The organism is Niabella sp. CPT15-335-S11, assembly GCF_058792415.1.
In genome coordinates, this window is record NZ_JBYTEI010000007.1 from 12,455 (window position 1) to 33,734 (window position 21,280).

Annotated in this window: 19 protein-coding genes; 9 read left to right on the top strand and 10 right to left on the bottom strand. The window is 45.4% G+C overall.

The genetic code is table 11. The annotated features are described in order from the left end of the window. Positions 1–104 precede the first annotated feature (104 nt). From AC3WS5_RS14730 to AC3WS5_RS14750, 5 genes are all read left to right on the top strand, one after another. Positions 105–1,286, top strand: a complete 1,182-nt coding sequence (locus AC3WS5_RS14730) for a trans-sulfuration enzyme family protein (RefSeq protein WP_492468165.1) — start codon at positions 105–107, stop codon at positions 1,284–1,286. Positions 1,287–1,452: 166 nt separating this feature from the next. Next, positions 1,453–4,527 carry a SusC/RagA family TonB-linked outer membrane protein gene (locus AC3WS5_RS14735; protein WP_492468166.1) on the top strand — a complete coding sequence of 1,025 codons (3,075 nt, stop codon included), beginning with the start codon at positions 1,453–1,455 and terminating at the stop codon, positions 4,525–4,527. Between the two features lie 10 nt (positions 4,528–4,537). Beyond that, on the top strand, positions 4,538–6,388 hold the full coding sequence (locus AC3WS5_RS14740) for a RagB/SusD family nutrient uptake outer membrane protein (RefSeq protein WP_492468167.1): 1,851 nt from the start codon (positions 4,538–4,540) through the stop codon (positions 6,386–6,388). 22 nt (positions 6,389–6,410) lie between these two features. Continuing rightward, positions 6,411–6,815, top strand: a complete 405-nt coding sequence (locus tag AC3WS5_RS14745; RefSeq protein ID WP_492468168.1) for an SGBP N-terminal domain-containing protein — start codon at positions 6,411–6,413, stop codon at positions 6,813–6,815. Between the two features lie 9 nt (positions 6,816–6,824). Beyond that, complete coding sequence (locus AC3WS5_RS14750) at positions 6,825–7,799, top strand: DUF4466 family protein (RefSeq protein ID WP_492468169.1); 975 nt, start codon at positions 6,825–6,827, stop codon at positions 7,797–7,799. Positions 7,800–7,843: 44 nt separating this feature from the next. Here the strand turns inward: AC3WS5_RS14750 and AC3WS5_RS14755 are convergent, their stop codons facing one another. Together AC3WS5_RS14755 and AC3WS5_RS14760 are read right to left on the bottom strand one after the other, a co-directional pair. Further along, positions 7,844–8,848 (bottom strand): LacI family DNA-binding transcriptional regulator, encoded by a 1,005-nt coding sequence (locus tag AC3WS5_RS14755; protein ID WP_492468170.1) that lies wholly within the window; start codon positions 8,846–8,848, stop codon positions 7,844–7,846. A 214-nt stretch (positions 8,849–9,062) separates the two neighbouring features. Next, entirely contained in the window at positions 9,063–10,220 is a 1,158-nt protein-coding gene (locus AC3WS5_RS14760) for a galactokinase (RefSeq protein ID WP_492468171.1), read from the bottom strand. Positions 10,221–10,363: 143 nt separating this feature from the next. On the opposite strand from AC3WS5_RS14760, the gene AC3WS5_RS14765 reads away from it, so the two are divergent. Continuing rightward, on the top strand, positions 10,364–11,401 hold the full coding sequence (locus AC3WS5_RS14765) for an aldose epimerase family protein (RefSeq protein WP_492468172.1): 1,038 nt from the start codon (positions 10,364–10,366) through the stop codon (positions 11,399–11,401). 242 nt (positions 11,402–11,643) lie between these two features. On the opposite strand, the gene AC3WS5_RS14770 is transcribed toward AC3WS5_RS14765, so the two are convergent. From AC3WS5_RS14770 to AC3WS5_RS14790, 5 genes are all read right to left on the bottom strand, one after another. Continuing rightward, complete coding sequence (locus AC3WS5_RS14770) at positions 11,644–12,651, bottom strand: GSCFA domain-containing protein (protein ID WP_492468173.1); 1,008 nt, start codon at positions 12,649–12,651, stop codon at positions 11,644–11,646. 47 nt (positions 12,652–12,698) lie between these two features. Further along, the gene (gene rlmB / locus AC3WS5_RS14775) at positions 12,699–13,472 is read right to left on the bottom strand and encodes a 23S rRNA (guanosine(2251)-2'-O)-methyltransferase RlmB (protein WP_492468174.1); all 774 of its coding nucleotides are present in this window, start codon (positions 13,470–13,472) and stop codon (positions 12,699–12,701) included. A gap of 339 nt (positions 13,473–13,811) precedes the next feature. After that, positions 13,812–14,747, bottom strand: a complete 936-nt coding sequence (locus AC3WS5_RS14780) for a BsuBI/PstI family type II restriction endonuclease (protein WP_492468175.1) — start codon at positions 14,745–14,747, stop codon at positions 13,812–13,814. Beyond that, positions 14,744–16,330 (bottom strand): Eco57I restriction-modification methylase domain-containing protein, encoded by a 1,587-nt coding sequence (locus tag AC3WS5_RS14785; protein WP_492468176.1) that lies wholly within the window; start codon positions 16,328–16,330, stop codon positions 14,744–14,746. The genes AC3WS5_RS14780 and AC3WS5_RS14785 overlap by 4 nt, the downstream gene beginning before the upstream one ends. Further along, positions 16,320–16,628: a helix-turn-helix domain-containing protein gene (locus tag AC3WS5_RS14790; RefSeq protein WP_492468177.1), complete on the bottom strand. Its 309-nt coding sequence runs from the start codon at positions 16,626–16,628 to the stop codon at positions 16,320–16,322. Before AC3WS5_RS14790 ends, AC3WS5_RS14785 begins: the two co-directional genes overlap by 11 nt. A gap of 78 nt (positions 16,629–16,706) precedes the next feature. On the opposite strand from AC3WS5_RS14790, the gene AC3WS5_RS14795 reads away from it, so the two are divergent. After that, a complete protein-coding gene (locus tag AC3WS5_RS14795) occupies positions 16,707–16,910 on the top strand; it encodes a hypothetical protein (RefSeq protein WP_492468178.1) in 204 nt (67 codons plus the stop codon). A 75-nt stretch (positions 16,911–16,985) separates the two neighbouring features. On the opposite strand, the gene AC3WS5_RS14800 is transcribed toward AC3WS5_RS14795, so the two are convergent. Together AC3WS5_RS14800 and AC3WS5_RS14805 are read right to left on the bottom strand one after the other, a co-directional pair. Further along, positions 16,986–17,495 (bottom strand): DUF4112 domain-containing protein, encoded by a 510-nt coding sequence (locus AC3WS5_RS14800; RefSeq protein ID WP_492468179.1) that lies wholly within the window; start codon positions 17,493–17,495, stop codon positions 16,986–16,988. Positions 17,496–17,512: 17 nt separating this feature from the next. Then, positions 17,513–18,070, bottom strand: a complete 558-nt coding sequence (locus tag AC3WS5_RS14805; RefSeq protein ID WP_492468180.1) for an NUDIX domain-containing protein — start codon at positions 18,068–18,070, stop codon at positions 17,513–17,515. Positions 18,071–18,170: 100 nt separating this feature from the next. Here AC3WS5_RS14805 and AC3WS5_RS14810 point away from each other — a divergent pair, with 100 nt between their 5' ends. Then, entirely contained in the window at positions 18,171–18,764 is a 594-nt protein-coding gene (locus AC3WS5_RS14810) for a superoxide dismutase family protein (protein ID WP_492468181.1), read from the top strand. A gap of 197 nt (positions 18,765–18,961) precedes the next feature. Beyond that, the gene (locus tag AC3WS5_RS14815; RefSeq protein ID WP_492468182.1) at positions 18,962–20,293 is read left to right on the top strand and encodes a saccharopine dehydrogenase C-terminal domain-containing protein; all 1,332 of its coding nucleotides are present in this window, start codon (positions 18,962–18,964) and stop codon (positions 20,291–20,293) included. A 12-nt stretch (positions 20,294–20,305) separates the two neighbouring features. Here AC3WS5_RS14815 and AC3WS5_RS14820 read toward each other — a convergent pair whose 3' ends face one another. Continuing rightward, a complete protein-coding gene (locus AC3WS5_RS14820; protein WP_492468183.1) occupies positions 20,306–20,992 on the bottom strand; it encodes an SIR2 family NAD-dependent protein deacylase in 687 nt (228 codons plus the stop codon). Positions 20,993–21,280: the final 288 nt, after the last annotated feature.

Below are 21,280 nucleotides of genomic sequence, written 5' to 3' on the forward strand. Positions count from 1 at the left end.
AATCACCTTAAAATTTGACGGGGCTAACCCGATTGTCTGTTTCTGGTCAGGATTTTTACCTGCACCACATGTTCTTCAATTCTCAAATATTTAAAATCAACAAAATGGCAGATAGAAAATTACATCCTTCAACTATAGCAATCAGAACCCAGACGGAACGCTCTCAGTATATGGAGCATTCCACACCGATATACCTGACGAGCAGTTTCGCATTCAAAACAGCAGAGGAAATGCGAGCTGCTTTTGCCGATGAAACCGATGACTTTATTTACAGCCGCTACAGCAATCCGACCGTTGATGAATTTGCAGCAAAGATGGCCGCACTCGAAAAATGTGAGGCGGGATTTGCTGTTGCAAGCGGGATGGCCGCGGTCTTCAGTTCGTTTATGGCGCTTCTTAAAGCCGGTGATCACCTGATCTGCTGCCGGTCTATGTTTGGCGGGACCAATACCGTTGTAACCAAATTCCTGAGCAGGTATGGCATAGAGTATAGCCTGGTTGACGCCGGAAACATCGCAGAATGGGACGCTGCCGTCAAGCCGAACACCAGGATGTTATACCTGGAAACGCCTACCAATCCACAGCTTGAGATCATAGATCTCGAAGCGGCAGGAAATTTCTGCCGGAAACACCAGATCATTTATAACGTGGATAATTGTTTTGCGACACCCATCCTGCAGACGCCGGCAGATTTTGGCGCCGACCTGGTCATTCATTCCGCCACTAAATGGCTGGATGGCCAGGGTCGTATATTGGGAGGTGTGGTAACAGGCAGAAAAGAACTGATCCATGAAATTTACCTGTTCTGCCGGAATGCCGGCCCCGCACTTTCTGCATTCAATGCCTGGATCCTGACCAAAAGCCTGGAGACCCTGGATGTACGAATTCAGCGGCATAGCGAAAATGCTTTGAAACTGGCGAAGGTACTTGAACAAAACCCGATGATCGAGTGGGTAAAGTATCCTTTTCTCCCCTCCCATCCGCAATATGAAATTGCCCGTAAACAGATGAAAGCCGGCGGCGGCATTGTCTGCTTTGAAATCATCGGTGGCGCTGAAGCTGGCAGAAAATTTATGGATGCCTTGGAAATTATTTCTTTAACACCAAATCTGGGTGATACGAGAAGCATTGCCTCCCATCCGGCCAGCACCACGCATTCGAAACTCTCCGGGGAAGAACAGCGACTGGTTGGAATAACTCCCGGACTTATCAGAATTTCAGTGGGACTCGAATATGTGGATGATATCATATATGATATCGAACAAGCGCTGATTAAAACCAGGTAAATGATAAAAACGTTGCTGATCAGCCCATTAATATAACGCTGCGGTTATCGGATCAAATTAAAGCTTGACGCGCTTTTCACTAGCGAAAACGTTTTCGAAAATGTGTATAAGTATCGGCTACGCGTAAGTGAAATTAATATAGCTTTAATCTTATAAATCAATTTGTATGAGATTGCTTCAGCGATTGTTTGTTGCCGAATTTCTATTTGTTTTTTGTTTGCTGTTTGCGGGAATTTCCGCTCATGCACAAACCAGGTCGGTAACCGGAACGGTTCTCGATCAGAACGGCAAGGCCATACCGGGGGCGACGGTTTCGGTGGACGGATCGGGCCTGGCAACCCAAACGGACGAAAATGGTCATTTTACGATCCGGGCGGCAACCGGTTCCAGGATCACAGTAAGTTCCGTGAATTATGAAACGAATGTGTTTACGGTAGGTACGAACAGTGATTACCCTTTAGTATTGCAGGACAAAATTACTGCACTCACCGACGTCGTGGTAGTGGGTTATGGGACCCAAAAGAAAGTAAACCTCGTCGGAGCCGTATCAGCCGTAAAAGTGGACGACAAGGTTACGACCCGCGCGCTGCCCAGTCTTTCCACTGCTTTGTCGGGAATGGTACCCGGCCTGGCCGTCAACCAGAACAGCGGTATGGCGGGCCGGAATGGTGCAACATTGCTTATCAGAGGCCTGGGATCAGTGAACAACAGTTCGCCGTTGGTTGTGGTTGATGGTATGCCGGATGTGGATATCAACCGGCTTAATATAAATGATATTGAGAGCGTCTCAGTGCTGAAAGACGCTACAGCAGCATCCGTTTACGGTTCACGTGCCGCCAACGGTGTTATCCTGGTTACCACAAAGTCGGGTTCAGGTCAGAAAAAGACCGCCCTGACTTTCTCCAGTAATCTTGCAGTCACCAAGCCCACCAAACCGTTTGGTTTTATGGCCGATTACCCGCGGGCCCTGACCCTGCATCAACGGAGGGCGGCGGCAAATACGCTTCCGGCAAACTTTTATTTCAAAAATGGTACGATTGACGAATGGATGGCCAAAGGGATGATCGATCCCCTGCGCTATCCCAACACCGATTGGTGGAATGTTATCCTTAGAGATGGTACATTTCAGAATTACAACATGTCTGCAAACGGAGGAAATGACGTCTCTAATTTCTATATGTCTGTAGGTTACAAAAATGAAAAAGGGCTTCAGATCAACAACGATTACGATCAGTACAATGCCCGGATCAATTTCGATTACAAGATCCGGAAAAATATAAAGACCGGTATCAAATTATTTGGAAACGCTTCGAGGTACACGTTTGCATTGCTGGACGGGTTTACGGATCCGAACTCCTCTAATACCGCCGGGTTCGACATGCGTTATGCTATTGCCGGTATCACACCCTACGATCCTGTTACGGGTTATTACGGCGGGGTAATGGCCTACAATGAAGATCCGCAGGCCTACAATCCGTATACCGTATACACGACTATGCTTACACGGCAGAAAAGGCAGGAAGGACAGGGAAGCATGTATTTACAATGGGAGCCTGTCAAGGAGCTGGTTGGTTCTGTAGAATATTATCTCAATTATTACAATCAGTTTCAAGTAAATGCGAATATTCCCAACAGGGCTTATAATTTCCAGACCAATTCCTTTGGCAGCCGCGTTTATGTTGGTGATAACGCCGGCGTCTCCAATGGCGACTGGAACGGGTTTAAAACAATGTTCAACGCGAGGTTAAATTATCACCATGCCTTTGGAGAGAACCACGATGTAAGCGCTCTGGTTGTTTACAGCGAAGAATATTGGTTTAACAGGTATCTGGGTGCATCCCGGAATGATCGCATCCACCCTTCTCTAACCGAAATTGATGCGGCGCTGACAACCATTCAGTCCGCGCGTGGAAATTCAAACTCGGAAGGACTGCGTTCATATATCAGCCGGTTAAATTACACCGCGTTTAACAAATATCTCCTGGAGGGGAATTTTCGTGTAGATGGCTCGTCGAAGTTTCTGAAAGGAAGCCAATACGGCTTCTTTCCCTCTGCTGCTTTCGGGTGGCGGTTCACCGAGGAAAAATTTCTGAACTTTTTGAAGCAGGTGATTAGTGACGGAAAACTGAGAGTCTCCTATGGAGCCCTCGGAAACAATAGCGGTGTGGGTCGGTTTGAGCAGCAGGAAACCCTTGACGCGGCTCACTATATGATCAATAACAATATTGCGATGGGTATGACCTATTCGCAACTTATTAACCGGGAGCTGACCTGGGAATCGACCAAGGTCTTTAACACAGGGTTGGATCTCGGATTTTTGAAAAATCGGCTCAGGGTGGAACTGGATTATTACGACCGCTTCACACATGGTATGCTGAGGCCTTCCGATATTTCAATCTTCCTGGAGGGCGCCTATAAAGCACCCAGGAGAAATATCGGAAATCTCAGAAACCGCGGTGTTGAACTGAACCTGAAATGGGCGGAGCGCCTGAACCAGTTTAATTACGGAGCGACGCTCAACGCATCCTATAATGTAAACAGGCTTGAAAAGTGGAATGAGTACCTGGGTCGGGGAACCACCTTCCTGAACATGCCCTATGGTTTTGTATATACCTACGTCGACCGGGGTATAGCCCAGACCTGGAACGATGTGTACAAGGCAACGCCGCAGGGTGCCGGTCCGGGTGACTTGTTATATGAAGACCTGAACGGTGATGGCCGGATTGATGGCAATGATAGAAAAGCATTGAAAGTATTATCCGGAAGGCCCACAACCTATGGTTCTCTGAACTTGTTTGCAGCCTGGAAAGGGGTTGATTTCTCCATATTTTTCACAGGAGCCACGGGCCGAAAATCCTTCTATCTCAGCATTTACAAAGACTTGAATTTCGGTAATTCCAGAAACGCCATGACCTGGGACCATTGGAATAATCCCTGGACGGTAGAAAAGCGGGATGCACCCTGGCCCGAACTGGGAGGACCAGGCAGAAATCAGGATCAGACGACCTTTTGGCTGGATGACATGAGTTATGTCCGACTGAAAAACATTCAGGTAGGTTATAGTCTGCCCGCATCACTGTTAAACAAAATAACGGCTAAGAGTCTGAGAATCGCCTTTTCCGGGGAAAACCTGACCACGTTCACGCGCTACAGGGGACTTGATCCTGAAAAGCAGGGTAACGCCAACGATTTGTACCCGATTAATAGATCATATAACCTCTCCATTTTATTAGGTTTCTAAATCGATTTATATGAATAACTTTCGAAATATATTTCTGTTTCTTTTTTTGCTGCTGTCCGGGTTGACCATTTCAGCTATCCTGGGATCGTGCCGGAAAAACTTGTTGAATCAGCTACCCACAACAGAGCTGGCGGCATCAGAATTCTGGAAGACGGAGAATGACGCAACCACAGCGCTGATGGGTGCTTATAATGCCGCAAGGATTGTCTTCGACCGTGATTATTATTTTGATGGTCAGGGAGACTTTGTCCGTACCCGCGGAACCAGTCTGGGTGGCGACCGGAGCTGGTACCCCTACCAGGGCGGAAACTACAATCCATCTGGCTTTGGAGCCGGGTTTGACCGATATTTCAGGGGATTGTACGGCGCCGTTGACCGTGCAAATTATGTCATTGAAAATGTTCAAAAAATGCTTTCAAAGGCAAATGCCTCTTCTGTCAGTAACCTGGAAACGATTATCGGTGAGGCTCGCCTTCTCAGGGGTATGTCTTATTTCAGACTGATCACGATGTGGGGTGATGTGCCTTATATCAGCAAGGTGCCGCAGGCGCTCTCCGACTTTGATTCTGTCAGCCGGATGCCGATAAAGCAGGTAAAGGATTCTATACTGGCAGATTTTAATTATGCGATTGAGAAACTCCCTGCCAGCACACGTGACTTCGGGAGAGCCGCAAAACCCGCTGCCCTTGCATTTCGTGGTAAGCTGAACCTGTTCTGGGCAAGCTGGAACAAATACGGTTGGCCCGAGTTAGAAGGTTTTACCCCAAACGCCGCGGAAGCTTCTAACGCTTTCCTGGCAGCCGCGGATGATTTCAAAGCTGTCATCAATAATTACGGACTTACGCTTTATATGAATGGCGCTCCGGGTAGCATTGACGCCATCGGAAAAGCTGATATTTTGCCTAATTATTACTATCTGTTTACCCCCAAAGCCAACGGAGATAAAGAAAACATCATGGTGTTTACCCATGGGGGAACAGGTACCGGACAAGGAGAAGAACTAATGCGCGATGTAGCGGGGCGTTCTCATGAAGGATCGCAATGCTGGGTCAGCCCGCGCTATGAAATTGCGGATCGATATCAGTTGACCGGCACCGGGGATTTTGCGCCGCCACTGATCCCAACGAATCCATCCACGTCAGGCGCCAGAACGAAATTAAACTCAGCGGTAAATCCGCAAAGCTACGCCAACCGGGACTACAGGATGAAATCTTCCATCATGTGGGATTACGAAATGAGCGTTGGTATGGTTAGCCTTAAATCCACGGGTTGGGTACCTTTTATATATAAAACCTGGAGCACAAATGTTACTATTGACGGAATAAAATATATAAGTTATAATACAGATGGGACCAACTCGGGCTATGTATTTAGAAAATTTCTGCGGAATTATGCCGGTCAGGGCCGTTCCGACGGGGATTATGCCTGGCCGGTGATGCGCCTGGCAGATGTTTACCTGATGTACGCGGAAGCAGACAATGAAATTACAAACGGAGCTCCCTCACAGCTTGCCATTGATGGCGTAAATAAAGTCAGGCATCGTGGGAACCTCCCTCCTCTTGCCTCTTCCAAAACTTCGGGATACCAGAATTTCTTCGATGCCATTGAACAGGAAAGAATTATAGAACTGCTTGGCGAAGGACAACGAGCTTTTGATCTGCGGAGATGGCGAAAACTGGAGACGATCTGGGGAGGCGTTGGCGGACCGGGAGTTTGGCGCATTGACACCTGGGGGGCCAATCAGCAAAGATATTTCCAGAACGCGTCGGACCTGGCATTTCAACAGTGCTATATTTTCCGGATACCGCCGGGCGAGCGTGACAGAAATCCAAAACTGACTCAAAATATACCCTGGAGATAATTTGAACACAAAAATGAAAACAATGAAATCTAATAGATTATTACTTATTTTAATATTCCTTATACCTGTAGTCTCCGGGTGTTTCAAGGACTACCCTATCGATGAGGACGGCCTCCTCATAACCACGCGGCGGGAATGTTACGTGAGCAACTTCGAATTGCTGGGAACAGATTTTGTAACCGTAAGGACAAAGGCGGCTTTGATTGATACGGTTGCACAAACCGTAGCTGTTGAAGTGAAATTTGGTACCGATCTGAAGAACCTTTATCCACAGTTTTCTCTGGCCCAGGATTGTAAGCTGACTCCCAAGATAACCGGACTGACAGATTTCTCAGACCTGGCAAATCCCAAAAAATACACAGTTATTTCGGGTGACCGTACCGTTAAAAAAGAATATACTGTAAATATTACTGTAAAACCTCTTTAAGTCTTTCACATGAGATCTTTATTGTTTTTTATTTGTATAGCCATGCTGATCAGCAGTTGCGAGAAAAAGGAATATAAATTACCTGTTCCTAAAGATGCGCTTCAAAACGATGTGATCAAAAGGAAATCAGGTCCGAACATTATGGGCGATACCATAGACTTTGCCTATGCTATCGCCATACCCGCAACCAGGGGTAAAATTATTTCGGCGCAGGTGGAAGCAACGATTGCCGGCAGCAGCGCTACGTATATTGATCCTAAATCCTATTATACCAACTCCAGCGGATTGGACGTGGGAATAACGGTAGCCGCTCCTGCAGTCAACAGCGGAAATATTACCAGCGTGAACCTGACCAGGGACACGAATGCCGTCACTTTCAGGTATTATTACGTGATCCCGCCCGAAGCAAAAGGCAAATCCGTTTCTTTTACCTTTTCAGCAAAAAGCAGTAACGGTGAAAGCGTCAGTTACAAGATGGGGCCTTATACCATTTCCAACATGGATATAGTGAGACGACTGACTGTAACTGATGGAGCTGCCATGTATGTTTCCATCGCTGATATGAAAGTCTATTCAGCAACGGAAGCAGCCGGGAATCCAGCTAAAATCGACCTGGTGTACTTATACCGGAGTTACACTACGGGAGCGTTTAATCATGCATTGGTGGCGCCTTCGGCAGACCCGAAGTACCTGCCGGGCGTAACGCTGCCAGCAGGCGTCAACAATAATTCCCGGGTTGTTAAAGTGTTTGGTCTCCAGGATTATAACCTCGCTTATCTGCAATTTGGCACCACCTTCGTGGATGACCCCGATCTTCAAAAAGCTGATTTCTCGACTGCCCCAAATTGTGCAATCGACCTGAAAGCTGAGTCGGGCGTATGGGTTGAGACTGCTGATAAAAAATTCAAGGCTTATGTATTCCTAAACGCGGTCAATAACTCCGCCAAGAGCGCTGTGATCAGCTTCAAGCGTTTGGCGATGTAGCTGATTCGCTGAAACGCCTGATTAATAAATATCACTAATTGGTGTTAATAAGTGGAATCGCGGCAGATCAACGTAGATTTGATGATAACATCCTCATTATGGTAACTCTTCGATTTCTCCAACGACATTATGAGGTGCAGCGCCGCTTCCCGTCCAATTTCAAAAGCGGGCTGGGTGATGGTGGATAAGGATGGAGCCAGCAAATGGGCTGTTGCCAGGTTACTAAAGGTGATCACCCTGATATCACCCGGAATGCGAAGGTCCATCTCTTTACATATTTCATAGACCCAAAGGGCGTGGGATTCCACGGCAGCGAAAATACCATCAGGCTTGTATTCAGTGATCATCGTCTGTATCAGCGGAAGGTCGGTCTCCCGGTCAATATTACAATGTACCACCAGCGATGGATCAAAGCTGATGCCATGTTTTTCTAGTGCTTCCTTGTATCCTTCCAGTCGTTTGTTGCCAATGGACAGCGTTTGTGATATCATGCAATGCCCGATCCGGGTGCAGCCCCTCGATATCAGATGTTCGGTCGCCCGAAATGAACTTTCAAAATCATCGGTTGTGACTGTTGAAAAACCCGCTTCTTCTGCTACTCGATCAAACATCACCACCGGCCTACCATTCTCCTGTAGTTTGTTCAGATGATCTACATCCTTAGTGCCCTTGCTAAGTGAAATGAGGACTCCGTCGACACGGCCATTGACCAGATAGTTTACGAGGTCTTTTTCATATTCACTGTTTTCATGGCTGATATAAATCAGTACATGATAGCCCTTTGACTGGGCTGTCCGCTGTATTCCGTTGATGGCCGAAACGAAAAAATTATTCGCGATCTCAGGTACAATAACTGCAAGCGTTTTACTACGGGCTTTACGGAGACTGCTGGCATATGGATTGGGTTGATAATTGAGCTCCCTGGCAAGCTTCAGAACTTTCCGCTTGGTTTCATCACTTATCTCATAGCTGTCGCGCAGAGCCTTGGACGCTGTACTAACCGACAGGTTTAACAAGGAAGCAATTTTTTTTAAATTAACCTGTTCCATAACTACACGGCTAAAATAAGCATTCTTTATGAGAAAAGTTCTTTCAGCCTGTCGCCCCGGACCATCCCAAAAGTTTGACCCGGAAAGGACAGAAAAAAATCACCGGTAACTGAACTTTATCCCAGCTACCGGTGCTCTTAAGTTCCGGCCAAACTGCTCAATCAGATGAATTTAATTATTAAATAGTAATTATATGTATCTGATTATCAAATTGTTAAACGACCTGATGTACTCCCTCCGCGATGATGGAAGAGAAAACACCCGGCTTATATCCAATCTTTTCATTATAATAATCCGTGATCTTAGTTGCGAAATCATCAAAACTGTCCTTCCTGACCAGAGCGATGGCACAGCCGCCAAATCCTGCGCCCGTCATCCTGGCACCTTCACATGCAGCATAATCTTTGCAAAAATCAACAATCGTATCCAACTCAATGCCTGAAACCTCGTAAAGGTGTTGCAACGAATCGTGCGAGGCGTACATCAGCTCTCCGAATGTCTTTATATCGCCCGAAAGCAAAGCCACTTTTGCTTGTTTTACCCGCTCATTTTCCGTGATAACGTGCAATGCCCTGTTCTCTATAACAGGATCTCCAATTAATGACCTGTTGGCATTAAATTCTTCCAGGCTTACATCGCAAAGATGCTGGATAGGCAGTTTCTGTTGCAGTCTTTCTTTGGCAGTCATACACTCCGCAAACCTTTCATTGTACTTGGACTCTACCAGCTTCCTGGGTTTGTTGGTGTTTACTACGGCCAGCACATAATCTCCTATCTCAAAAGGAAGATATTCATATTCCAGTGAATCTGTATTTAATAAAACTGCATGATCTTTCTTTCCGTGAGCAACAGCAAACTGGTCCATGATACCACTATTGAGGCCCATGAATCCGTTCTCAACCCTTTTACCCAACAGGGCCAGTTCCGTGCGATCCATACCGCCGTTAAAGATTTCGTTCAGTGCAAACGCAGTCAATACTTCAATAGAGGCGGAAGAAGACAGACCCGCGCCAATGGGCAGGTTGCCGGAAAATAACATATTAACGCCAGAGAGTTTTACGTTTTTGAGCAAAAATTCATGGATCACTCCCAGGGGATAATTATACCACTCGGAACCGGTTTTTGAATAGGAATCCTGAAGCGGAATATCTGCCGTTTCAGGGAAATCAGCCGCGTGGAACCTGAATACCTTATCGTCATTTTTTGAAATTAATAACGTTGTACCCATCGAGATGGCGCAGGGCATTACCTGGCCGCCGTTATAGTCAATGTGTTCACCGATCAGGTTGACACGCCCCGGGCAAAAAAATATTTTCTCCGCAGCACTTCCGTAAAGTTTCTCAAATTGTTTCTGTAATTCTGTAATAATCATGGCATTTTTATTAATTTTATGAACTAAATTATTTCAAGCCCGTGAAAAAGTTTCTAAGATGTTCCAACCAAAATTTTCCAAAGGAATATTTTCGATACAAACGGTTTCCATCGGAAAATCAAAAATAATTAAATTATAATCACATGAAGGAAATTTCAGAAGAGCTCAGCGGCCAGCACCCCGGCGGCAAAAAAGTTTATACCTACACGCTTACAAATAATAATGGCACCGTGGTGAAAGTCACTAATTACGGCGCCATAATTATGGCGATAAAGATAAAGAAATCTGACGGAACAATGAATGATATTGTCTTGGGGTTTGATAAGCCGTCCGACTATTGGTCAGCCGAGTATCTGGAGAATTACCCCTACTTCGGCGCAGCCGTGGGCCGGTACGGGAATCGTATTAATAAGGCATCCTTCTCCATCGACGGCCAAGAATACAAGTTGAATAGTACCGACCCGAATTATCAGCTTCATGGTGGGTTGGAGGGTTTTGACAAAAAAGTATGGGACCTGGTCTCTAAAGATAACGGCAAGCTGGTACTTCAGTACATCAGTCCCGATGGTGAGGAAGGATTTCCGGGTAATCTGAAGGTGACGATCACCTTCAGTCTGACCGAAGACAATGAAGTGAGCTACGAGTACCATGCGGTTACAGATAAACCAACCGCTGTGAATCTCACGCATCACGGGTATTTCAACCTCAATAACGGTGAAGGCAATATCCTGAACCATCACCTGCGTATTCATGGATCGGGTTACCTGGAACAGGATGCCAACCTGAGTTGCACCGGAAAGATCATTCCCGTGGAGGGAACGCGAAACGATTTCCGAAATTATCAGGAAACCGGAAAGATTAGCCAGGTAGATGAGGGTATTGATGTGAGCTTCCCGCTGGATCAGCCTGGTATTGAGCGCGTGGCCGCGGAAGCCTGGTGCGATGAGCAGGATGTGAAACTGGAAGTTTACACTACCTCCCCACTGGTTCATTTGTATAATGCAAAGTGGGTGCCTGAAATTCAGGGTAAGGATGGAAAATCCTATGGACCATTCAGCGGTTTTTGCTTCGAGACCCAAATTCACCCCAACGCCATCAATGTACCGTCCTTTCCCAATACGGTGCTGAGGCCCGGCGAGGAATTCTATACAAAAACAGTCTATAAACTGACTAAAAAATAGTTTAACCGGTCATCATACATCTCTGGTAAAACCCCCTTCTACAGTGCAAACGCAAAGTGGAAAGGGGTTTTCGATAATATCCCTGTTCTGCGAAAGCAGGTGACTTTCCTCGCTAACAGGGGTATGCCCAGAAGCCAGAACCTTCAACTATAAATAATATATTGAATGTGAAGAGTAAGACATTGGTTGCAATATGGACTGCCTGATATTTCGGAAGATTGTAACTAAACAGGGCCAGGCTCTTAAAAACCACCGGCGCGGGAAAAATAAATCATCTCTTCACTAAAGTCCAGAAAAGAGTATTTTTCAGAAAGAGCCTTTGCCTTTTCATAATGCACCCGCAGGAATTGCCGGTGCGCCTGGGTTTCTGGCTGAAAGGCCCGATGATTGCGGGCAAGTACAATCTGCTTAACTTCTTTCATGAGCTGAACTGAAGCTTCATCTATACAGGAAGACGTAAATTGTTCCAATACAAATTCAGTAGCGAGATAGTTAGGATGCGCCAGGTCGATATCATAGAAACGGTAATCGCGCAGCACATCAATGACCAGTTCATAAGCCGGAAAATAATACAGCCCGGTGAATTTATTCACCATGTGGTGAACCGCTTCGATCAACCTTGCCTTGCTCCGATTGTTATCTACGACGCCGTCACGCAGGTGCCGGACGGGACTGACGGTAAAAATGATCTTCAATGCCGGATTGAAAACTTTCAGCCGGTGATAAACCTGATCGAGTTGTGAAATGATCTGCTCAATGGTCAGCAGGCTCCTGTCGAACCACTTCCCCGGTGCCCGGTGACAATTGGCTACATTCAATTGCTGGTGAACAGTATCCTGGCTGTTTTCATTCAGTTGGTAAGAAAATGCAGACCCCAGCGTGATAATGATCCAGTTTGCCGTTTTCAGGTAGTCATGGGCTTCTTGCTGACTGGCATTGATCCGGCTCAACACCTCACTCCTGTCCATCCCAGAAAACCGCGAATGGTGGCGCCAGGATTGCCAAAGCTCATTCAGTAATATCAGATCGTCTTCCTGATATTTCCTATTTTCAGTATATGAAATCAGGCTGTCGCAGACGCTGTAGGGATCAAACAGGATCCCGTTTGGGTTTTGCAGGGTATCGAACTTATGCAGGGCCAGTGCATTGCCGATATGTTCGGTGAAACAGGAACCGGTCAGCAGGATCTTGTCCCCATACCGGATGGGGGGCGATAATTTATCAATATGTATGGGCGACATCAGTTCCATAAAAGTAAATGTAGAGTTGCGCGATCTTTTTAAATCGATAGACGCGGCTAACCCATCTTGAATTCCCGCTGTTTCATAACCTCATATAAGATCATACCGGTGGCTACCGACACATTCAGGCTTTCAAACTGGTTATACATGGGGATGCTGATATTCTCATCACAGATTTTCATCAGTGGCGGGAAAATCCCTTTTTCTTCACTGCCCAGCACGATAGCCGAAGGGATGGAGAAATCGCACTGGTCGATTCGTGTAGCTGCCTTCATCTCGCTGGCGAAGACCCGGATCCCGTTGGCATGAAGCTCATCCACCGCCTTCATCAGGCTGTCGACCCGGCAGACTGCAATTTTTTCCAGCGCTCCTGCTGAAGTCAGGATCGCATCTTCATTCAGCGCGCCAACGCCCTTACCGGGAATGATCAGCGCCTGCACGCCGCAACACCAGGCTGTCCGGGCGATGCCGCCTATATTACGGATATCCGTAATGCCATCGAGGATGAGAAAAAGTGGTGCCTCTCCCCTTTCCACGACCTGCGTGATTACATCCTGTAAATCGGAATAAACCACGCGGGCGATCTGACCGATACAGCCTTCATGGCCAGGGATGTTGAACTGTTCCAGTTTTACGCCCGGGACATAATTCACCGGCACGCCGAGTTTTCCAGCCAGGCTCCTGATCCTGGAAAACTCCGGGTTATTGATCTTCTGGTCGAGGTAGATCCGGTCGAGCGCCTTGCCGGATTCCAAAGCTTCCAGCACGGCCTGTACTCCCGCGACCAGCAGATTCTTTTTAGGTCTTTGTTTTGATCTGAACTGCTTCACCCGGCAAAGAAAAGAAATAGTTGGGGCATTTTAAAGCGCTGTATCTGGAACGGGGTGGTTTTCTCAAATTGTTGCGGTCGATTGTTCATTTGTGAAATTCCTCCACGAAAATCCAGCCAGTGAATATATCGCAATCGTTCGTTTGTCTCCTTGGTTTCTTTTAATATAACCATCCAGATCCATGACTTGTTCGTTTCACCAAGAAATCATTTCTTTCAATGCAATAATAAATACATTTCTAAAAATAAAGGGCAGCGAGTGCGGCCAGAGTTCCTAATCTGAGGTGCTTGCCCCAATTGGGACTACTAAATGTTTTGATGGAGTCGCTGTATCATTTTTCTATCTCGGTCCGATAAATCGATCACCGTTAAAATGTATCATATGGTCGGGTGTGTCGGCCAACCAAACTTCCGTTTCCCAGGCGATATGAATAGAATGTTTTTTAAATTCAGTAAAATCAGGGAAGGCAGTTACATAAATCTTCCCAGCTTTACAGTCTTTTAGGAACTCTTCAAGTTCAATAATTCGTTTAGGAGAAATCGGGCCATGCGAAGTAACTGCTTCAATCAGAAATAACCAGTCTTTTTTCGCATCGTATATTACAACATCAGGCAATTTACTGTGCTGATCAAGTGGAATTCCTAATTCTTTTAGCTTTACTTGGTCAACGAATAGATCTTTTTTGGCAGTATCGCCTAAATAGAGCACCGAGCCCCCGTTGGTGAACCTTGAGGCAAAATGGTGGACAATTGCTGCCTGAACTTCATTGTGCTTTCCGGGTGACAATTTAAGGGTTTTACCATTACTCAGTTTTACCGGAATCAGATTCTGTTTTCTTTCCTTTTTATATCGCTTCGCCAGCTCTCCTGCTTCCAATTTAAATTCAACGACCGCGTTCTTCCAACGACTGGTGCCAAAATTCTGAATAGCGGTCAATGCCTCATTAGTGATAGCATAATGAGCATTCGGACTGTTTACTGCCAGTTTTGGATTATCAGGGTTATAATCTGCAATTCGAGCCTGTATGAACTGATGTAGGACTTGTCTTCGGAATGTCTCCCGCGTATTTGGTGCGTATTCTTTTTTGTAATTGTCCAGAACAAAAGCCATTATACCTTTAGTAACCTTCAAACTTTTACGGGTTGCTTTTCGCCAACTGTCTCGGGGTTTAATTCCGCATAGCGCTAATAAAGTATATGCCGATATTTCATTCTGCTGTGCTGGCGGCAATCCTAATTCTTTGAGTATTTTTTTTGCTTCGTCAATCTTGCTCATGGGGTTGTTGGTATAAATTCAATTTGTGTACTTACAATTCTATTGGTGCTTTCAATGGAAAAGTCATTAGAAAGAATAATATCGTTACCAATTTCCTTTATCACATCAAGTGAAGGAAGGGGCATTTCCCTGAGCTCGGTTGCGCTTACGTTTACATTGCCATTGAATATACGGAAGTAGGAATCGAATAAACTGCTATTCAATAAAGCACACAACCCAATTACTTCACTTCTCTCCAAATTTCCCTTAGGGCGATAGATGTAGTTTACTTTATTTTCTACCCCGATATACTCTGCCTCAATGAGGCTGCAGAAATAAGGAGCTGCAACCAGCCTACTCTTATCATCCTTGGCGCTGAACCGCCGCAACAAAACATAGTTTTTATTCGGGATAAGGATAGATTTTGATTCGTTTTGTATCTTTAAGTATTGCCCCTTGTCCGGTTTTGATATAGGCCACTCTAAATTCATTTGCTTTACATTATGGAGCCAGAAAAGCGGAGCCAAGGGTACTGCCCCATTTTGGTAATTCTCATGAATATACTCCCACGCTCGAAATGCAACCACAGGGCCTGTAGAAATCTGAATATTGTACATATTCAAATTGCCGCTCCAGTTCCTAAAAACGTTCAAAACTTCCTCCTCGAAATCACTTGTGGGTAAATACAGTATTTTTTCATTGGAATTCAAATCAATTAACTCCTTCTGCAAAAAACATTTAACCATGGGTGAATGAATATCTTTTATCCCATGGGAAGAATTTACTTGTACTTTGTTCATTGGATTTATCTTACTCGTTCGCCTGCCTTTCAGTATAACTGTTTCTTGTAATACCTTATCTCTGTTGAAAGTATCCCTACGGGAAACAAACAGGTGAACCTTCTCTATTTCAATTATTTTGAAAAAATACTCACGAAATACTTTAAAATAACTGCCGGATGCATAACTCCTGGGAGTTATGAATATTAGTTGGCCATTATCTTTCAGTAGCCTGGCAGAAATGGCCATGAAAATAGCATAAATATTAGGGTGACCATTGATCACTTGTTTTGCAGCAATTGCACGTTTGTCGTCAATCGGGAGTTTAAAGTAAGGGGGATTTGAAATAACAATGTCAAACTGTTCATTAGCTTGAGAAAATAAATTGCCGTTGTAAGTCAGACAGTTTGAGTTTTCTAGAATAAAGTCAGTCGTGTACACCATGTAATTTAAACCGATATTCTTTGTTTTTAACCAGTCGCTCAAATAGCCTATTGACTCTTTTGTATAGGGAATTATTGCCCTGTCGGTTTCGTACACGACCAATAAAATATCCTTCAATTTGTTATTGTTTTCAACCAAAGATTCTACTAGTGCACAAGCAAGAATTGCAGTACCGCATCCCGGATCTAATATTTTGATCGAACTTTTTGCCGATTCGGCATATCTTCCCATCAAGGCTGCAATTTCCACCGGAGTAAAAAACTGCCCCATCGTTTTCTTGTGTTCCTGACTCACAGATTTGGTGTAGTTCACTCCCAACCTATCAGCATAATGACTAGGTAACTCATCTGGTATTCTCTCTATAAGCTTATTACTTGCCATTCTTTTTTTTCGTAAAATAGTTGATCTTTTCTTCCGCCACCTGCATTGCCTTTAATGCCACTTCCTCATCAAGTAGTTCATAAACGAGCTTATCACTAATAAGTTCAATCAAGAATTCATTGGGATCTACTTCGTAAAACTTAGCTAATCGAATAACCTGATCTCTTGTTGGTAGTCGCTCCCCGCGTTCTATTTTACTTAACAGCGCCTGATCTATTTCAATTTCAGCAGCAACCTGCCTAAGCAGTAGTCCATTCTGCTCTCTCAATCCCCTGATTATTTCTGCAATATTCTTCAATTTGAAACTATTTGACTTGACATAACATGTCCAAATATAATAGAATAAACACTACTGGCAAAATATAGTTTTCTTATCATGAACATCGTCCCCAACCTTCAGGCGAAAGACAGCCCCGCAACCTTCTATTTAGATTGGGGTAATGGAGACCGGGATACTATCATCTGTGCCATAACTAAGAGGGACGGCGCTTACCAGTTTACTACGGAAGTGTGGTACAATGGTACTAAGGTGTTTGATAGGAGTTCCGGATCCGGGGATGTGATCACGATCATCAAGTAAGGAACCAGTAAGGATTAGAAATTACTTTCAGGCGTTTACGGCAAGACCTTGCTGCTCCTCGTATTGTGAGGTACACTAAAAAGTAACCCCAATCAATTTGTCTCCATAACGAACCAGCCATTGCAAGGCTTTGAACGAAAGGAATATAATAACAATGCCTATGACCAGCCCGGTAATCAAAATCGAATAGACAACTGGACGGGCACTACCCTCGTGCTTGCCTGCCGTGTAGTGCTCAACAAGCAATTTTACATTCCGGGTATTAGCTTTAAAGATGAAATCGGCTATCCAACCCAAAAAGGGTACCAGGCCGATAAGCGCATCGAGACTGGCATTGGCCATCATTTTTGCAACCAGTTTACCAGATGCACCGTGACGTAGCATCGTCAGAATAAGGGCAACGGACACGGTATAACCCGCGACATCGCCCACAACCGGGAAAAGGTTGAGAATAGGATCCCAGCCAAACCTGAATCCTCCTATGGAAAATTCTTCATCCATCAGCCTGGCAATTCTATTCACCAACTTCAATCGGGCATCATTAGGGATCGCAGGTAAAACAGGTAACGGTTTCTTTTTTTCCAATTCGAACGGTTTAAATGCTAAAGTAACCCTTCAAGTTTCATCAACTGAATCCGCTGCAACGCAGCCACCGAAATAGCATCGGTTATTGTTCCTTCCCTCACCCAGTCCATCGTTTCGATAAAACTAAGTTTCCGGACAGTTAAGTCCTCTGTTTCCTCCGGATGTGCACCTTTCATTTCCAAATCACGTGCCAGATAGACGATAGCCAATTCATCAGTAATCGAATTGGAGAGTTGCAGGCGCAATAACTCATCCCATTGTTTTGCGACCAGGCCGGTCTCTTCACCCAGTTCTCTTCGCGCGCAATCCAGCGGATCTTCATCTTCCGGACAACCGCCTTCGGGAATCTCCCAACTGTATTGGCCCAGGACGAACCTGAATTGTCCCACCAGCCAGATATGATCATCCGAATCAAGCGCTACGATACCGACCGCAATATTCTTAAAATGAACCTTACCATATATTCCAGTCCCTCCCGATGGATTAATGACATCGTACTGCGTAACATTGATCCACGGATTATTATAATATTCCCGTGCACCAGTAATCTTCCATGGATTATCCTTTTCAACCATTTTCCATTAAATTTGTCTTGCTAAAATAAGTAATAATCAAAGAGCAGGCCCAATAAGCCAACAATCTTCCCGATTCATTCACTCCTTAAATAGTATCATCATGATCAAAAACAAACTAATGGCCCTTACGGGGTTTATTTGCATCGCTTTTTTAACGTCCTGTGGAAACGCGGGACAGTCTAAACAGGCTGGATCAGACTCTGCAGGAGGTGCAGCAGCGTCTCAGACTGAAGGTAAAGCTGTGGCACAAGCCGATTTATTTTCAACAGCCGACAGCACCAAAAATATCGGAAATGTCAAATTCTTCCAGGAGTCTAATGGCCAGATAAAAATGGAAATGCACTTGAATATTCCTGAGAGAGCAGACAGCAACGTGGCAGTTCACTTCCATGAGCATGGCGATTGCGGCGACAAAGGCAACAATACCCACGGACACTGGAATCCAACCAATGAAATTCATGGCAAATGGGGATCAGCGCATTTTCACTCAGGCGACATCGGTAATATCATGCTGGATAATACCGGGCATGGTATGACGACAGTCACAACCAACCTTTGGAGTGTTGCAGATACTGCCAAGAATGATATCGTTGGCCGCGGAATAATCGTGCATGGTGGAACCGATGATTACACCACCCAGCCTACCGGCAATTCCGGTCCCAGGATCGGGTGCGGCGTGATCAACAAACTCTGATTTCGGGGGAAAGGTAAATGCGGCTTTTGAAAAGAACGGTTGACCGCCCTTTGTCCGGTACGAGCTGCTAGACGAACAACAATTTATTCTAATTAACAGGCTGCAGTGCTCTTTGCAGCCTTTTTTGTATCTTGGAAGCGAAAGTTTCTGATCTGGTCTGTTGCTACTACTATTATAAAATATCTAAGAAACGGAGCATGAATAATATTCTTTTGTTTGGTGCCGGAAAGTCAACCACCTGCCTAATCGATTACCTGCTGAAACATGCAGACGCAGAAAACTGGAACCTGGGTGTGGTGGACGCAGATTTGCAACTGGCTAAAAGCAAGATTGCCAACCATCCAAAAGCAAGGGTAATTTCCTTTGATATCTATGACGATGAGGAACGGAATAAGCTGATCTGCGAGGCTGATATCGTCATTTCCATGCTTCCGCCGGCCATGCACCGATTTGTTGCCCTGGATTGCGTCCGTTGCAAAAAACACCTGCTGACGGCATCATATGTAGATGAAGACATGCGCGCCTTAGCGCCGGAGATCAAAAGACATGACCTGCTTTTTCTGTGTGAAATGGGACTTGACCCGGGGATTGACCACATGAGCGCAATGAAACTTATCCACGGGATCCGGGCGCAGGGCGGAACGATCACAAGTTATAAATCACATTGTGGCGGGTTGGTCCCTGAAAAATATGATAACAATCCCTGGCACTATAAAATAAGCTGGAACCCGCTCAATATTGTTAACGCAGGAAAGCGGGGCGCAGTCTATAAAGAAAACAATGAGGTTGTAGAACTGGATTACTACGAAGTCTTTGAGGATTTCATGAATGTGACGGTGCCGGAAGTAGGCAAATACTCAGCTTATGCAAACCGGAACGCGCTATCCTATTTAACCTATTACAACTTAGAAGAAGCTGAAACCTTCATGCGTACCACTTTACGGCATCCCGATTACTGCGTTGGCTGGCATGCGATAATTCTTGCCGGACTAACCGATGACGCAGATGAAACGACCATCCGCAACTATCAGGGTAAAACGATGCAGAGCTGGTTTAACGGCTGTCTGAATTACTATACCAAGTCGGAAAACCTGGATGATTTCTTACAACGTTATATCGAAAAAAAAGATCACCGATTAGTGAAGAAACAATTTGAATACCTGGGGCTGCTGACGGAAGAAAGGATTCCGGAGCATGCAAGGACATCGGCAGATATTTTGCGGCACCTGATGGTCACAAAGCTTTCAATGAATAAAGATGACCGGGACATGGTTATCATGCTACACGAAATCACGTACCTCAACCATCAGAAATCCCATATTATAAAGTCAACGTTGGTCGCTGAAGGGGAAGATAACCAGCGTACCGCCATGGCAAAAACAGTTGGACTGCCGCTGGGTATTGCAGCCCGGCTGATTTTAAACGGAAAGATCAGGGTCCGTGGCCTTCATATCCCTACGCTGCCGGAAATCTACGAACCGGTTTTGGCCGAACTCAAGGAAAATGGTATTGTATTCAGAGAACGTTAATGCCTGTCACAGTTAGTCCTGATTTAATAAGGCTACCAATTCCCGCACGCCCTCTGTTGCCGGTTTTTCAATGACGACAAGGTTGGACATAGACCTGATGGACGGAATCCTTTTGTCGATTACATAAATCTGACTGTGTGGTGGAATTACGTCAACCAACCCCGCAGCGGGATAGACGACTAAAGAAGTTCCTACGACCACAAAAATATCTGCATTAGCCGTGATGCGGGAGGCTTCAATGATCATCGGAACTTCCTCATCAAACCAGACAATATCGGGCCTGAGCTGCCCGCCATCCGGAGCCAGGTCGCCAGGAAGAATATCGCCGGTTATATCAAAATTTGGATGGGGCTGATTTTCACTGCGCATTTTGAAAATCTCGCCGTGCAGGTGTACAACCCGGGTAGAACCTGCTCTTTCGTGGAGATCATCAATGTTTTGGGTAATAATCGCCACTTCATATTTTTCTTCTAACGAGGCCAGTCCGTAATGCGCTTCATTGGGCAGCGCATTTTTTACATCCTGACCGCGCTGGTTGTAAAAATCAAGGACTAGTGCCGGGTTCTTTCTCCATCCTTTGGGCGAAGCCACTTCGGTAACGTCGTAACCTTCCCAGAGTCCATCGCTATCTCGGAAAGCCTTGAGCCCGCTCTCTGCGCTGACGCCGGCGCCCGTCAAAACAACCAGTTTTTTTTTCATTCGAATAGTTTTTTGTTCACCGCCTTCAGCGGTTAATTTTTTTGCCGAATGCCTGCCTGTCGGGCAGACAGGGGGCTCCACACTTACATTCCCCTCTTTCAGAGAAATCTCGCAAGCTTCGGTTCATTCGTTTACTTTTTAGCTCACCGCCTTCAGCGGTTAATCTTGTGGTAAACTTACAGATTCTATTGAAACAGGCATCACGCAGCAAGGTATTTTTTGTAGCCCAATAAATTGAATGCCGATACGCTAATTTTTATTTCAACGATCTAAAGGTAAGAAGTTGAT

Excerpts from the sequence above, each read along its gene's own strand:
- AC3WS5_RS14805 (WP_492468180.1), bottom strand. The coding sequence starts at position 18,070 with ATGGTTGAAAAGGATAATCCATGGAAGATTACTGGTGCACGGGAATAT.
- AC3WS5_RS14795 (WP_492468178.1), top strand. The coding sequence starts at position 16,707 with ATGAACATCGTCCCCAACCTTCAGGCGAAAGACAGCCCCGCAACCTTC.
- AC3WS5_RS14735 (WP_492468166.1), top strand. The coding sequence starts at position 1,453 with ATGAGATTGCTTCAGCGATTGTTTGTTGCCGAATTTCTATTTGTTTTT.
- AC3WS5_RS14740 (WP_492468167.1), top strand. The coding sequence starts at position 4,538 with ATGAATAACTTTCGAAATATATTTCTGTTTCTTTTTTTGCTGCTGTCC.
- AC3WS5_RS14820 (WP_492468183.1), bottom strand. The coding sequence starts at position 20,992 with ATGAAAAAAAAACTGGTTGTTTTGACGGGCGCCGGCGTCAGCGCAGAG.
- AC3WS5_RS14785 (WP_492468176.1), bottom strand. The coding sequence starts at position 16,330 with ATGGCAAGTAATAAGCTTATAGAGAGAATACCAGATGAGTTACCTAGT.
- AC3WS5_RS14780 (WP_492468175.1), bottom strand. The coding sequence starts at position 14,747 with ATGAGCAAGATTGACGAAGCAAAAAAAATACTCAAAGAATTAGGATTG.
- AC3WS5_RS14750 (WP_492468169.1), top strand. The coding sequence starts at position 6,825 with ATGAGATCTTTATTGTTTTTTATTTGTATAGCCATGCTGATCAGCAGT.
- AC3WS5_RS14815 (WP_492468182.1), top strand. The coding sequence starts at position 18,962 with ATGAATAATATTCTTTTGTTTGGTGCCGGAAAGTCAACCACCTGCCTA.
- AC3WS5_RS14810 (WP_492468181.1), top strand. The coding sequence starts at position 18,171 with ATGATCAAAAACAAACTAATGGCCCTTACGGGGTTTATTTGCATCGCT.
- AC3WS5_RS14765 (WP_492468172.1), top strand. The coding sequence starts at position 10,364 with ATGAAGGAAATTTCAGAAGAGCTCAGCGGCCAGCACCCCGGCGGCAAA.
- AC3WS5_RS14745 (WP_492468168.1), top strand. The coding sequence starts at position 6,411 with ATGAAATCTAATAGATTATTACTTATTTTAATATTCCTTATACCTGTA.
- AC3WS5_RS14770 (WP_492468173.1), bottom strand. The coding sequence starts at position 12,651 with ATGGAACTGATGTCGCCCATACATATTGATAAATTATCGCCCCCCATC.
- AC3WS5_RS14760 (WP_492468171.1), bottom strand. The coding sequence starts at position 10,220 with ATGATTATTACAGAATTACAGAAACAATTTGAGAAACTTTACGGAAGT.
- AC3WS5_RS14730 (WP_492468165.1), top strand. The coding sequence starts at position 105 with ATGGCAGATAGAAAATTACATCCTTCAACTATAGCAATCAGAACCCAG.
- AC3WS5_RS14755 (WP_492468170.1), bottom strand. The coding sequence starts at position 8,848 with ATGGAACAGGTTAATTTAAAAAAAATTGCTTCCTTGTTAAACCTGTCG.